Source organism: Paenibacillus camelliae, from assembly GCF_023715345.1.
In the GTDB taxonomy this organism is placed as follows: domain Bacteria; phylum Bacillota; class Bacilli; order Paenibacillales; family Paenibacillaceae; genus Pristimantibacillus; species Pristimantibacillus camelliae.
Genome location: NZ_JAMBNY010000002.1, coordinates 18,516 through 31,807 on the forward strand (window position 1 = coordinate 18,516; position 13,292 = coordinate 31,807).

The 13,292-nt window shown below is 44.5% G+C and carries 14 protein-coding genes and 1 pseudogene; all 15 read right to left on the reverse strand.

Going from position 1 to position 13,292, the window contains the following annotated elements:
- Positions 1 to 25: 25 nt before the first annotated feature.
- Positions 26 to 2,881 (reverse strand): DNA mismatch repair protein MutS, encoded by a 2,856-nt coding sequence (gene mutS, locus M3180_RS05990; RefSeq protein WP_251666389.1) that lies wholly within the window; start codon positions 2,879 to 2,881, stop codon positions 26 to 28.
- Between the two features lie 27 nt (positions 2,882 to 2,908).
- Positions 2,909 to 3,211 (reverse strand): hypothetical protein, encoded by a 303-nt coding sequence (locus M3180_RS05995; protein ID WP_251666390.1) that lies wholly within the window; start codon positions 3,209 to 3,211, stop codon positions 2,909 to 2,911.
- A gap of 121 nt (positions 3,212 to 3,332) precedes the next feature.
- On the reverse strand, positions 3,333 to 4,856 hold the full coding sequence (locus M3180_RS06000) for a putative amidoligase domain-containing protein (RefSeq protein WP_251666391.1): 1,524 nt from the start codon (positions 4,854 to 4,856) through the stop codon (positions 3,333 to 3,335).
- Positions 4,857 to 4,960: 104 nt separating this feature from the next.
- The gene (locus tag M3180_RS06005; RefSeq protein ID WP_251666392.1) at positions 4,961 to 5,536 is read right to left on the reverse strand and encodes an outer spore coat protein CotE; all 576 of its coding nucleotides are present in this window, start codon (positions 5,534 to 5,536) and stop codon (positions 4,961 to 4,963) included.
- A gap of 281 nt (positions 5,537 to 5,817) precedes the next feature.
- Positions 5,818 to 6,804 carry an aromatic acid exporter family protein gene (locus M3180_RS06010; RefSeq protein WP_251666393.1) on the reverse strand — a complete coding sequence of 329 codons (987 nt, stop codon included), beginning with the start codon at positions 6,802 to 6,804 and terminating at the stop codon, positions 5,818 to 5,820.
- A gap of 44 nt (positions 6,805 to 6,848) precedes the next feature.
- On the reverse strand, positions 6,849 to 7,688 hold the full coding sequence (locus M3180_RS06015; protein ID WP_251666394.1) for an ABC transporter permease: 840 nt from the start codon (positions 7,686 to 7,688) through the stop codon (positions 6,849 to 6,851).
- Positions 7,660 to 8,448, reverse strand: a complete 789-nt coding sequence (locus tag M3180_RS06020) for an ABC transporter ATP-binding protein (RefSeq protein WP_251666395.1) — start codon at positions 8,446 to 8,448, stop codon at positions 7,660 to 7,662. Before M3180_RS06020 ends, M3180_RS06015 begins: the two co-directional genes overlap by 29 nt.
- 23 nt (positions 8,449 to 8,471) lie before the next feature.
- Positions 8,472 to 9,056 (reverse strand): annotated as a pseudogene (locus M3180_RS06025) (ABC transporter substrate-binding protein); the annotation flags it as partial.
- Between the two features lie 43 nt (positions 9,057 to 9,099).
- Positions 9,100 to 9,288, reverse strand: a complete 189-nt coding sequence (locus M3180_RS06030) for a hypothetical protein (protein ID WP_251666396.1) — start codon at positions 9,286 to 9,288, stop codon at positions 9,100 to 9,102.
- Between the two features lie 53 nt (positions 9,289 to 9,341).
- A complete protein-coding gene (locus M3180_RS06035) occupies positions 9,342 to 9,866 on the reverse strand; it encodes a sigma-70 family RNA polymerase sigma factor (RefSeq protein WP_251666397.1) in 525 nt (174 codons plus the stop codon).
- Positions 9,867 to 9,910: 44 nt separating this feature from the next.
- The gene (locus M3180_RS06040) at positions 9,911 to 10,450 is read right to left on the reverse strand and encodes a hypothetical protein (protein WP_251666398.1); all 540 of its coding nucleotides are present in this window, start codon (positions 10,448 to 10,450) and stop codon (positions 9,911 to 9,913) included.
- A 24-nt stretch (positions 10,451 to 10,474) separates the two neighbouring features.
- On the reverse strand, positions 10,475 to 10,630 hold the full coding sequence (locus tag M3180_RS06045) for a hypothetical protein (protein WP_251666399.1): 156 nt from the start codon (positions 10,628 to 10,630) through the stop codon (positions 10,475 to 10,477).
- On the reverse strand, positions 10,627 to 11,115 hold the full coding sequence (locus tag M3180_RS06050; RefSeq protein ID WP_251666400.1) for a hypothetical protein: 489 nt from the start codon (positions 11,113 to 11,115) through the stop codon (positions 10,627 to 10,629). Before M3180_RS06050 ends, M3180_RS06045 begins: the two co-directional genes overlap by 4 nt.
- Before the next feature lie 74 nt (positions 11,116 to 11,189).
- A complete protein-coding gene (locus M3180_RS06055; RefSeq protein WP_251666401.1) occupies positions 11,190 to 11,540 on the reverse strand; it encodes a dATP/dGTP diphosphohydrolase domain-containing protein in 351 nt (116 codons plus the stop codon).
- 13 nt (positions 11,541 to 11,553) lie between these two features.
- Complete coding sequence (locus tag M3180_RS06060; protein WP_432806911.1) at positions 11,554 to 13,257, reverse strand: DNA cytosine methyltransferase; 1,704 nt, start codon at positions 13,255 to 13,257, stop codon at positions 11,554 to 11,556.
- Positions 13,258 to 13,292 lie beyond the last annotated feature (35 nt).

Below are 13,292 nucleotides of genomic sequence, written 5' to 3' on the forward strand. Positions count from 1 at the left end.
TGCGGCATATATTAATATTAAAGTTTTAATGTAGCTTTTGTTTAAGCTCGTTCAACAAATTCATCGCCTGCATAGGTGTCATATTGAATAGATCGGCAGTCTTTAGCTGCTTCAACACCTGTTCTTCATGCTGTGGCAGCTTTGTCTTCGTAGTAGGTGCTACAACTGGCTCCTCGAATATCGACAGCTGAACGACTTCACCCTGCGGTAATTCACCAGTCGAAGTCTGATTAGGCATCTCTGGCGCCTTGTCAGCATCCATCTCCTTTACAAGCACAGCCGTTCCAGCTCCCTGCAACGCCTCGTATGCCGCCTGTGCGACATGAGGTCGTAAGCCAGTCGTCACGGCCGCATCATTGTCTTCGCCAAGGTCAAACGGCAGATCAAATCGTTCCTCATCATGATCATCAATGACAGACAGCTTTGCAGCTAGCTCTGCCGAGTTTGATCCAGAGGCAACACTTTGTTGCTTCGATGAAGACCGCTCTTCTGCTTGTCCACCAATCTCAGAATCAAGCAGACCATAAGCACGCTGTATTATTTCATCTGGTAATCCTGCAAGCTGAGCGCAATATATACCATAGCTTGTATCAGCAGCACCTGGAACAAGCTTACGTAAGAAGGTAACCTGATCTCCACTCTCCTCAACCGCCATTCGCGCATTCGTTAACGTGCTTAACGAATCAGACAGATGGGCCAGCTCATGAAAATGAGTAGAGACAAGCGCCTTGCAGCCAATCGTCCCATGTACATACTCAATGACTGCCTGTGCAATAGCCATTCCTTCTGCCGTTGACGTTCCTCTTCCAAGCTCATCTATGATGACCAGGCTGCTTGCTGTGGCCTGCTCTGTCATCACTTGAATATCCTTCATCTCCACCATAAAAGTGCTTTGTCCGCCGATCAGATCATCTGCAGCACCGATTCGTGTAAAGATGCGATCCGTTAACGGAATGACCGCTGACTGTGCAGGAACGAAACAGCCGATCTGAGCCATGATGACGATTAAGGCAACCTGTCTCATATAGGTGCTTTTACCCGCCATATTCGGTCCAGTAATGAGCAAAATCGATTGCTCCTTGCGATCAAGATGCGTTGCGTTGGCAATAAAGGAAGCACTGTCCATCATCGCTTCTACGACTGGATGTCTGCCTTCCTCAATATTCATATGATAGCCTTCATGCATGGCTGGCTTTACATAGCGCTGCTCGGCACTAACAAGCGCGAGACTTTGATATACATCCAGCTCAGCGACAACGGCAGCGACCTTCTGTAATCTTGCCAGATGCTCCATAAGATGCTCTCGAAGCTCTAAAAATCTGCTGTACTCGAGATCAACCATCTTTTCCTCAGCCTCTAGGATCAGTCTCTCCTTCTCCTTAAGCTCAGGCGTTACGTAGCGTTCTGCGTTAGCTAGCGTCTGCTTTCGTTCATATCGGCCTTCCGGTAAGCTGCTAATGTTCGCTTTGGAAACCTCAAGATAATAGCCAAACACCTTGTTGAACCCGATCTTCAGCGTTCTAATCCCCGTTATCTCACGCTCACGATGCTCCAGATCAGCTAACCAGCGTTTACCGTTAGAGCTCGCCTCTCTTAACTGATCGAGATAAGCATCATAGCCAGCTCGAATTAAGCCGCCTTCACGCAGCGATAACGGTGGATCATCGACAAGCACTGTATCAATAAAATCAGCAAGGTCCTCGCAGCAGTCAAGCGAGTTGACTACGCCAGTTAGAACCGAATGACCTGACTGCTGACAGAGCTCTACAAGCGACGGCACACGGCGCAGAGACAGCTTTAGCGCATGAAGATCCTTCGCATTCGCATTTCCGTATGAGATACGCCCTACTAATCGCTCCAGATCGTAGATCGGCTGCAGCTCTCTGCGTAGATCGTCACGCAGAATCATATTTTTATATAGTATTTCAACTGCATCCTGTCGCTTCTGTATTTCTTTCAAACTAAGCAATGGCTTATCAATCCAACGGCGCAGCAGCCTCGTACCCATCGCCGTTTGCGTACGATCCAGCAGCCATAGCAATGAGCCCTTCTTGCTGCGATCGCGAACGGTTTCTGTAAGCTCCAGATTACGACGCGTATAATAGTCCAAGATCATATACTGCTGTGGCTCATAGCTTGACAGTATCGTGAGATGCTTCAAGCTCCGCTTCTGTGTGTCCTCAAGATAGCTAAGCAGTACCTTAACCGCACGACGGCGAGCACCCTTCAGCTCACTAAGCTGAGAGGCAGAGAACTGCTGTTGTAGCAACTCCTCATCACATTCTGGCCAGCCTGTTAGCGGCACATTGCGGTTCCAGCTGCTGCCGTCCTTCAGCTGCTGCAGCACATGCTCATCACCAACGAGCTCGGAAGGACTATATAAATTTACTTCATCAAGCAGGGAGCTGAGTGACCCAGGAAAGGAAGTTACATACAACTCTCCTGTTGACAGGTCACTGCTAGCTATACCATATACGCCATCAAGCTCAACTACTGCTCCTATGAAGTTATTGCCTTTACCGTTCAATGTTTTTTCTTCCATCACGGTGCCAGGCGTTATCGTTCTCACAACCTCACGACGTACGACGCCTTTCGCCTGTGCAGGATCCTCTACCTGTTCACAGATCGCTACTTTGTAGCCCTTCTCAATTAATCTAGCGATATAGGTTTCGGCAGCGTGGTAAGGAACACCGCACATCGGAATTTTCTCTGCTGTACCGCCATCACGACCAGTCAATGTTATTTCTAGCTCACGAGAAGCATTAACTGCATCCTCGAAAAACATTTCGTAAAAATCACCTAATCGAAAAAAAAGAAAGGCATCAGGTACCCCTTTCTTTATCTCCAAATATTGCTGTATCATCGGTGTATAGGTTGCCACACGACTCCCCCCATTGCATTCCTATTATTAAAACGGAAGCTCTTGTCCTGCAGCTACGAGCTGCTCAAGCCGTTTCGTTATTGCATACTCAGTTAAGTCATTATCTAATATTCTTCCATACCATGCTTCCATCTCACGTCGCTCAAGCTCTATATGCTGTTCATTGTAATCGAATTCTACTTTGTTAATATTGCTAGCTGCCGAAAATAAGCATATGGCATTAAATAGCATCGTTATTTTTAGTTCATCCTCTTCGCCTTCAAGCTCATCATAAAATGATAGTGCTAGTCTTGTTGGCTCCTTGTCAGAAGTGAATCCTTGATTGGACACTTTGAAGCCTCCTTAATCGCTTCTTATAGATTCTACTATTTTATCATGAGTGGTGCATCTATTCGAGTTTTTTTGCAAAATAAAAGGATTGTCTCGCCTGGAATAACAAGGCGAAACAATCCTATGTATAAGCTTTATCTATCTCGCCAGCCTCTAATAAAGACCAGCGCTTGCGTATATCATCCTGTTCATTCCATGTTTTACGCTGCCTAATAGCATGCTGCAGCGGAGCAATAGCCTTCTCGAGCTTATACTCTGGTGTATTCGAGGCTAGCTTAGAGAGTAGCTGAAGCATATCTAGCGCCTTAGCGTGTAATTGTTCTCTGTCTTCCCCCGCATATGCATCATCTAGCCAGTCAGCTGACTTTAGCTGGATCGCCAGCTCTTTATTATGCAGTACGGCAATATAACAGCATGCTATTGCTGCTTTCGTTAACGCTGGCGAAACTAGCCAGCTCGGAAGCGTGCGGTATTCGAAGCCACCATGAAATTGCCTACGATAATCACCCAAGCCGCCAAATTTGCGAAGACGTCCAGCTCCATTTTGATCTGCAGCAGCTGCAAATGGAATGGCAAGTGCCGCATCCAATATACGCAAAACTCTTGGCGTAAGCTGGACACCGCTAATATGGAGATGTCCGCCAAGCGCAATGCCTCGTACCGGCATACCTCCAGCAAGCCATCGTAAGCGTTTATCTGTAATCGCTGTCGCTGTCTCCTTCAGCAGACGATACAGAGAAGCAAACAAACGGTTTGGATCGGTCTCTGGCGGCGGTCTAAGCTCCACAATTGGATGGATTAGTTTATTTCTATACCACAGTGCATCAATGCCCACATACATACTGTCGCTCTCTAGCAAGTATTCTGTCGCTGAAACAACGCGCTGCTGGTCATTGACGAGAATAAATTCTGGATCTGCTCCAAGCTGAATTCTTTCATTACGCTCGTTATGATCCACTGCTTCTGCTTCCCGCTTCCAACGTTTCATCCACGCTGTAATTGCCTCACTAAGCAGCTCTCTGTCAATAGGTAGCTGCTGCTTCGCAATAGACCATACACCTCTTATGGCCATGCTGCCCGTACCACTAACAGCGACAAGCACGGAACCGACATCTAGCCATAACGCGTACAATGCACGGCAGGCTGCTACCTCCAAAGCACGAAGCGTCCATTCAGACAGCTCAAAACCGGAATGCTCAATGAGATGCTCATCATTACGTATAGCAGGGTAAGCGGCTCCTAATGGCTTTAATGCTTCATCTACCCTTCTCCAGCTAAGCATCATATGGTCTATGCAATGGACAAGGTATAATCTCTCATCATTAAGTCTCTGGCTGACTCTTAGCCTTGCTGACTTCCATCGAGACTGCATATCGGCTGCTGAATAGTTTTCGTAACGTCTAATTCCAGCGTTGATCTTGTTATGCTTCAATGAATAATCGCTGCCGCTATTATGCTGTAGTACAATACACGGTGCATGCTCTGTATGCTCTAATCTAACTACATCATTTAGCGAGCCTGCCAACTCAACTTGATGGTGCAGAGCTTGAGCATGCTCCATTGCCAGACTCCCATCAAACAGACTAACAGGATCTCGCAGCACCATCTGCCGCCCATTACTGTCCACTTGAAGCAGCATGTGCATAAGCATATCTTCCTTCTTATTGGAATTACATTCAAATAAAAAACGAAGAGGGCTTTCGCCCTCAAGTTTTGCCGCCAAGCGACATATGCTATCGATAACTAACGTTAGATCTCATCCTCGTCAAGTAGATCTTCCAAATCGTCGAATTCCTCTTCGGACTCATCAACCTCTTGATCGTAATCGAAATCCTTGCCATCAATATCTGGGCAACCACCAGGTACAACAGCAACAGAAACCTTCGTCTCAGCAATCATCTCAACTGCGAATTCGCGCTCAATGCGAACAACGACAGAATCACCGTTGGACGATATATTCGCCTCAATACAGTTTGGCTCCGTAATCGATTCTGCGGACACCTCCGTCGTTGAGGCGCGATGCTTAGGATCTAAGTAATATAAAGGTACATTTTCTACGAACTTTACACTTTCCTTTGCTACATCTGTTTGAGAATTGTTGTTGTACGAGTACCAAATATTAATGTCATAAGTACCGATAACTTCAACTCCACCATTTGACTTGACCGCCTCATACTTAGTGTTTATAACCCATGCACCAAGAATACTTGTTGGTCGATGCGGTGGGGTTACTGTATGAGTAGATGTACTAAACTTACGACCTTTCCCGCAAACAGCCTTTGTAATAATTTCTCTGCATCGGAGCTGTTTATTTGCTTTAGACATCGACTTAACCTCCTCCATACAATCATTCACTTAAGTGTATGCAAGTGCTAGGCGTTTGTTGATTACTGTAGTCCAACAATTGCAAACATTTTTTATTCAAGTATGTAATATGGAGTCGTAGCCTACATCTACGCCTATTCGATTCGACCCAAAACTCCTTTTACATGTTACTTCATGAATATGAAAGAAAAGCTTATTCTATGACACATCTATAAAAATGTGCACGAATAAGCTTTTTACCATGATATTTTTATTATCCTATTAATATGAAGCCAACTATTTCAGCCTGTAAGATTAGACTTTTCTAGCAGGCTTTGATCTGTATTTCCTCTCTTTTTATAGCGTTTCGCTATATCCAGGTAGCGATTCATTTCATGCATCAGCATAAGCAGAGAAGCTCTGATCTCAAATTCATCACGCGTCTTTGGTAGCTCCATTGCACGGAATTTTTCAGCAAGCTCTTGCAGCTTAACTCTAACCTCTCCTACATATACGTCAGATTGCGTGTCTCGTCCAAGCTGCTCCAGCAGCTCTGCCACTGGCTCGGCATGCTTTAGTTGACCATGGACTCTCGCAACCATTTCCATCATTTGTCCTATCGTATCCAGCTGCTGTCTTCTCATCTCAAAATATGTAAGCCAATATCCTTCATTGCTCCACAGCTGGTTTTCCTTACTGCGAATAGCAATCATTATTCCTTTTTCGATGTCACGATGTGCATCGAGCAGCTCTTCCCCGCTCCACACGTAGGTAGGCTCGCGTAGCGTCTTAGCCAGCGTATAACAAATTTGATAATAATTCGATTCAACCGCTTCTCTAAGCTTCATAAGCTCACGTTCAACATTAGGCATGTACAACATATTAATAAATGTCGCCGAACCTAGACCGACTAGCAGTAAACAGATTTCATTCCATATAATACCGGTAGTTACTTCACCATAGGAATAAATATGAAACACCGTAACACAGCTTGTAACGATGCCTTCCTTAAGCTGGAAACGTGCCATGATCGGAAACGACACAAGGATGAAAATCGCAACGGTCCAATGATAAAAGCCAAGTGTAACAAAAATAATCGAGGCAAAGCCTAATCCTAGCACCGAGGCAACGAAGCGAGAAGCTGTTTTCGTAAGACCTTGCTTTCGCGTTACCTCGACGCCAAGAATAGCTAATATTCCTGCTGATAATGCAGGCTCCAAATTAAAATAATGTGCGACATAGATTGCAACGATAGCTGCAATCGCTGTTTTAATGACTCGAATCCCCATACTCATGCTCCTAGCTGTTAAGATGTCATTAGTATAGCGATTGTTTAACGATCTTTCCAGCCAGAAGTCACTTTTCGTTCTAAGAAACTGACAGCCTGATACATAAATGTCGCAACAAAAGCAATAACGACGAGCGTTGACAGCACTAAGGTGAAGTTAAACACCTGGAAGCCATATATAATGAGATAGCCAAGCCCTACTCGAGCAACTAAAAATTCACCAACGATAACACCGATCCATGCTAAACCAACGTTCACCTTTAACGTAGAGATAATCACTGGAAAGGCAGCCGGCAGAATTACATAGTAGAAGGTTTGAAAGCGAGTTGCACCGAAAATCGTTGCAACCTTAAGCAAGCCTTCCTCCGTTTCTCGAAAACGATTATAAATATTAATGGTCGTTATGATGACTGTCACAAGAAGCGTAATGGCTACGATGGAGCCAAAGCCTGGTCCTAGACCTACAATAAGCAGTGGACCGAGCGCAACCTTCGGCATACTGTTCAGCACAACTAAAAATGGATCAAAGACACGTGCAACGAATGGAAACCACCATAATAGTGCAGCAATAAGGGTTCCAAGCAGTGTACCGAGCAGAAAGCCCGCAATGGTTTCCGCCACGGTTATACCGATATGCGGTAGAATGCTACCATCTAATAGTGAAGTATATAGATGATTAGCAATTTTGCTTGGCGAACTAAAAATAAGTGGATCGACAATGCGGGCTTTACTGCTCCATTCCCATATCGCAATAAACCCAACGAGTAAAATCATTTGTGTTAGCAGCACTAGCATGCTTTTTCTGCGCATACGATCCTTATATTGCTTATGAAGAGTTGTTAACGGCGCAATCATGTTATTCGACACCCCTTTCCATCTCTTCATCGAGCTCATACCATATTTCATCGAAGCAGGCTTGATAGGAAGGATGCTTTCTCGCTTCGATAGGACCAGCAGCTCGCAGCTCACGTGGAATGGTCACGATTTTACGAATATGGCCTGGGTTACGTCCTAATACAACGACTCGATCACTTATCGCCACAGCCTCTGCCAAGTCATGTGTAACGAGAATAGCTGTTTTGCCTAGACGATCTAGCGTGGATTGAACAAGCTCCTCCAGCTGCATTTTAATATGAAGATCAAGTGCGGAAAACGGTTCATCCAGCAAAAGCAAGTCTGGATCGGTAATTAAGGTGCGCGCAAGCGCGACGCGCTGCCGCATCCCTCCTGACAGCTGATGAGGATACTTGTCTGATGATTGCTCCAAGCCAAGCTCATCAAGCAGTGAAATTATTTTTTGCTTAGACTGCGCATTCACTTCTTTGCGTATCTCTAAGCCTAGCATTACATTTTGCAATATGGTGCGCCAAGGATATAGATAATCCTGCTGCTGCATATAGCCTAATCGAGAAGAGGGCGAGGTGATCGCCTCGCCCAACATCGTAAGCTCTCCATAGGTTGGGGCTATTAGTCCTGCGATCATGTTAAGAATCGTCGTTTTTCCGCAGCCACTAGGACCGACAAGGCTAATAAATTCACCCTTATATACCGTAAGATCAATATGATCGACAGCAAGATGGGCACCAGACGCGTTGACATAAATATGAGACAGCTCCTTGAGCTCTAGTACCTTTTGTCTACTCATAATCAGATCTCCTTATCGACAGACTATTGGATTGCTTTCTCTGCAAATGTCGTATTTACAATGTCAGCATGCTCCGTACGCTCAGTCAGTTCACCTGCACTCGTCATTACATCGATTAGGTTGTTCCATTCCTCTTCGTCAACAATTGGATCCGTTGCGAATGATCCTTGAGCCTTGTAACGTTCAATGGAGCTAGCCATAATGTCTAGATCCACATTCTCGAAGTAAGGTGCGACAACCTCTGCGATTTCCTCTGCTGAATGCTCCTCCACCCATTGCTGCGCCTTGAATACAGCATTCGTGAAGCTTTGGACAACATCGCTATTTTTGTCAATATAGCTTTGCTTCGTCATAAAAACGGTATAAGGCAATAATCCACTTTCTACGCCAAAGGAAGCAACAACATACCCTACACCTTCTTTTTCAAATATCGATGCAGTTGGTTCGAACAACTGAACATATTCACCCGTCCCTGAAGAAAACGCTGGTGCAATATTGGCAAAGTCAACATTTTGAATCAGCTCTAGGTCAGCATGTGGATCGATGCCGTGCTTTTTAAGTGTGAATTCACCTGCCATTTGCGGCATACCACCTTTGCGTTGAGGTAAGGCATATTAGATAAACCTATTGTTGACGTAAAAAAAGACCACCTCATTTTACTGGTGGTCTTTTTCCTGCAATATGTTTTTTACCTGTAACTACTTCAGAAATTAATAATTTCATTTTTGTTTGTTGATTAACATCCATACCATTTATAACTTCATCTACCGTTTCATCTATTTCATTTCCGTCTTGATCAACAAAGACCATCGTCACTTCTAATCCTTCCTTCTGAGACATTTACACCACCTCTTAGATGATTTATATAAAACATATGCATTAGAGAAATTGTCCTAAAACAAAACCATCTGAATCTCTTGACTGAACTTCTTATATGCGCGCTGGATCATTTCATCCACTGATCCTTTTGATATGCCAAGCATGTTAGCCACGTATTCGCTGCTGAAGCCTTGACCTTTGACCAACATGAACACTTCCCTTTCTCTGGGTGAAAGCTTAGCTAATGCGCTTTTAATTTCTGTTCGTTGCTCATCTGTGATCGTTGTCGAGGACCTGCTCTCATATCCCTTTGCGTAGTTCTGTAAGATGTGCGGATCTACTAGCACAGTGTTTTGATACACTGACCTACGCTCTATCCCTCGGCTTGGTCCCGGCTTCCTTCCGTGCTCCAGCCATTCGATTACATATGTCAAGTCACTTATTATTGAACCGATAATTGATATATCATCGTCAAGCTCATCATTGTAAACATTGTCAGCAATGCGTTGATCTTTCAATTGTTTAAGCTCTGTTCGCTTGGTCTCCCAAGTTCTTCGAGTAGCTTTATAAGATTCTTTCATTGCCTGCCAATCGTACATGTCATTCCCCCCTTTAGGGAGCCCCCGAAGGGGCTAGTCGTTACTTAAAACAATTCGTCATCGTCATCGACTGGTGGGTCTGAGAAAGGCAAATGTTGACCTTCTCCATCCACTTGTTCATCCTCAGCTTGTTTCTCTTCTTTTTGCTGCTCATCATCATCATCATCTTCTACATCCTCATCAATGTACTCTTCGATCGTTGTTTGATTCTCATCGACTTCGACCGTTCCATCAGCATGAATCTTGCCTTTCAAACCTTCGCGGAATTCTTCAATATCCATATCAGATTGTGTGATGCTCAACGCTACTGCCTGTCCAGTGAAGCTAAAGTATTCGAATGAATGCTTGTTGCTCTTTCCAGGATTAACAACAAACTCTAGCACTGTACGCTTAGCATCTTTAGAGTTTTTCTTGAACTCAGCTGTAAGTGATTCAAGCCCTTGTACACTGATCTCGACCACTTCTCCGACTAATCCGTTAAGCTCAACCTCGTTGTCGATACTGCCAGTTACATAGAATTGCAGAAGCTCCTTTTTGCTATCTCGTGTCATTTTGTTAAAATGAGTGCTTAATTTGATTTCCATATATATCAATCTCCTTTTAATGGTTTATGAATTGATTAAATACACCAGTGTGATGATGCAAGCCGCTGTAATGAATGCCATCGTGTTGGAAACTCTTTTGTTCTTATCACCTGTAGCTGCTGCAGTGAGTAATGCAATGATCATGATGAATGCGATAACGATAAAACCTGCAATCTTCATGTCCTTATCCCCTCTCTGAGCTTCCGCTTTTCAATGCCAGCGTTTAGCTCGATCTTGGTCATACCCAGTTGCTTAGCGATCTTACTGCGCGATAGAGTTGGATTCGCTCTAATGTAATGCCATTGCGCATCGGTCAACTCTGTTGTCGTTATCGATTCAAGAAGCTCATCATTTTTCGGTGCATCTGAATCTGAATCATCGTTTTTGACTGCCACTTTCGCCGCTCTAGCCATCGCGGTTTCTCGCTTGAATGTTTCTCTCAGCTCATCAAACGAAACACTAGGATTGATGTAATATTTCATGCGTGAGCCTTTGACTTCTTTGCCAATAATCAAGTCCACGCTTTTCAAGAAAATTAAGTATTTCATCAACGTGTTAATGTTGATCTTCAGCTTCTCGTTAATCTCAATGCACGTAATGCCTTTGCCGTGATTTTGAATGACTTCGTATATTCTCTTGTGTGTATTAGACAAGTTCATGCTCATGTTTATCACCTCACTTCCACGCACGTATGTTCGGTTTATAGGGTGCAAAGGGCCGCTTCACACCCTATATGTGGTTATTTCTCAATCTTCATTCTTGCTGGGATATCCATCATTTCTGGCTTTTTCACTTCCATATGCATCGCGCAATGTAGGTTCCAAAACGCGGCTGCTAAGTGATCTTCAGCATTGTCACCATCGAGGTATTGAAAGATATGCCGTAAAGAGCTTGTAATAAACTCTGATACTGGCATGCCCTTCTCCCAATTGCGGCAATCACCATATTTGATATGGCCGTATTCGAGCCTCTTAGCTAATCGATCAATAGCTACTGGAGAGATAGCAGCATACATCCCTTTGCCTGGTGGTCGATCTCGTAAGGCGCCAGTCTCGAATTGTTTGAATGGTTCTTTAGCTTGTTTTGTCATTGTTAGCTCCTTTCTATATCGATAACTGCAACTGTCCATGCTCTGGTGCTTTGTATCTCTCAAAAGCGACTACTTTTCCATTGCCTACACAATGCTCCGGTAAATTAGCCTCTGTAAGTACTTCTGCTAAGTCAGGACATACACTATTTCCGCAACGTGCCACTTGATCTGATTTTGTAACGGGCTTGCCATTGACTTGGTACCCATTGATGATGTAATTACTTGGAAAGCCTTGTGCAGCGTACAATTCATGTGGCTCTAGCATCCTCATTCCAATGTCTACTATTTGATAATCAACACCCTCAATCGTGACAAGGCCGAATCGATCTTTGGTTACCACTGTTTGAAGCGGATCATTAAGTGATTGACCAACGCTGCTGCCATAATAGGCAATCAGGAACGCTCTTACCTCTGCGTGATGTGCGCCACTAGCCGTTATCGTGCTGATTGGTTGCCGCATGTCTTGGCCTATCATGTTGTTGCGCATCGTCATCAAATGACTGGTTACAAGAGCGAATCTATTGCTTGTGTCTTGCGTTAACACAGGATCGTTTAAGGACTGACCTCTTACTCCATTTGCGGTCGTTTCCGTATGATATTGAGCGAGAAACGCTGCAACCATCCCCATTGCATGTGCAGCTCCTGCAGGTCGCTTTGATCCTTGACCAGATGTAATGGTATGCAAAGGCTCATTAAGTGAATGTCCCGTTGCTCCTGTACGAAACTTAGTAATATGTGGCACTACAAGCATGTGATGATTGCCTGTCGTAACAGTTCTTAATGGCTCGTCAACTTTGCTTCCCGGGTGGCCTGATGTGTTTACACCCAAAACAGGAGTTACTAGCAAGTGTTCGGCTTTAGTTGTTATCGTTGTGAGTGGGTCATCAATGCTGTATTGTAGCCTATCTCCACCAAAGCCAGTTTGACCAATTCGGACTATAAACGGATTAGGATCATTGACCACAAATTTCATAATCCCTCTAGCAATTCTGCGTTTCGTGTTGTCGGCCAGCTCCTTCTTCCGCTCAAAGATGCTAGGGCAAGGGATTGACCAATCAATAATGTCTGCAGCTGTTTTGTAAGGGAGTAAGCCACTACCCTCTGGACCGTGTGTTGGCTCAGGAAAAACAATCGGTTTACCATCGCATCGAGCTAATAGAAACAGCCGTTTACGGATGGTAGGAGCTCCATAATCACAAGCTCGAAGTTCTTTCCATTCAACCTGGTATCCGAGACGCTTAAGAGCGTTGACGAAACTATTGAACGTTCTTCCCTTTTGTGCCGGATCAGGGTAATAATCACCTTTTTCATCTTTCTTCAGAGGACCCCATGTCTGAAACTCTTCAACATTCTCTAGCATGATAACTCTCGGCCTAACCGTAGCCGCATAACGTACCGCTACCCAAGCTAATCCTCTTATGGTTTTGTCAACAGGTTTAGATCCCTTAGCTTTACTGAAGTGTTTGCAATCTGGACTGAACCAAGCTAATCCTACTGGCCTACCAGCTGCTACCACTACCGGGTCCACATCCCAGACTGATTCGCACCAGTGACGAGTTTCAGGATGATTAGCTTCGTGCATCGCGATAGCTGCCGGATCATGATTAATTGCTTCTTCAACACTGCGGCCAATCGCTAGTTCAATTCCTGTACTCGCGCCCCCACCACCAGCGAAGTTGTCCACGAATATTTCTTCAGGTGAGTAATTTGATTTAATTAGGCGGCCTCTGTATTTACGCTCGAACTTTCGCT

Excerpts from the sequence above, each read along its gene's own strand:
- M3180_RS06020 (WP_251666395.1), bottom strand. The coding sequence starts at position 8,448 with ATGAGTAGACAAAAGGTACTAGAGCTCAAGGAGCTGTCTCATATTTAT.
- M3180_RS06055 (WP_251666401.1), bottom strand. The coding sequence starts at position 11,540 with ATGACAAAACAAGCTAAAGAACCATTCAAACAATTCGAGACTGGCGCC.
- M3180_RS06035 (WP_251666397.1), bottom strand. The coding sequence starts at position 9,866 with ATGTACGATTGGCAGGCAATGAAAGAATCTTATAAAGCTACTCGAAGA.
- M3180_RS06040 (WP_251666398.1), bottom strand. The coding sequence starts at position 10,450 with ATGGAAATCAAATTAAGCACTCATTTTAACAAAATGACACGAGATAGC.
- M3180_RS06030 (WP_251666396.1), bottom strand. The coding sequence starts at position 9,288 with ATGTCTCAGAAGGAAGGATTAGAAGTGACGATGGTCTTTGTTGATCAA.
- M3180_RS06000 (WP_251666391.1), bottom strand. The coding sequence starts at position 4,856 with ATGCACATGCTGCTTCAAGTGGACAGTAATGGGCGGCAGATGGTGCTG.
- M3180_RS06010 (WP_251666393.1), bottom strand. The coding sequence starts at position 6,804 with ATGGGGATTCGAGTCATTAAAACAGCGATTGCAGCTATCGTTGCAATC.
- M3180_RS06015 (WP_251666394.1), bottom strand. The coding sequence starts at position 7,688 with ATGAAGAGATGGAAAGGGGTGTCGAATAACATGATTGCGCCGTTAACA.
- M3180_RS06045 (WP_251666399.1), bottom strand. The coding sequence starts at position 10,630 with ATGAAGATTGCAGGTTTTATCGTTATCGCATTCATCATGATCATTGCA.
- M3180_RS06005 (WP_251666392.1), bottom strand. The coding sequence starts at position 5,536 with ATGTCTAAAGCAAATAAACAGCTCCGATGCAGAGAAATTATTACAAAG.
- M3180_RS06050 (WP_251666400.1), bottom strand. The coding sequence starts at position 11,115 with ATGAGCATGAACTTGTCTAATACACACAAGAGAATATACGAAGTCATT.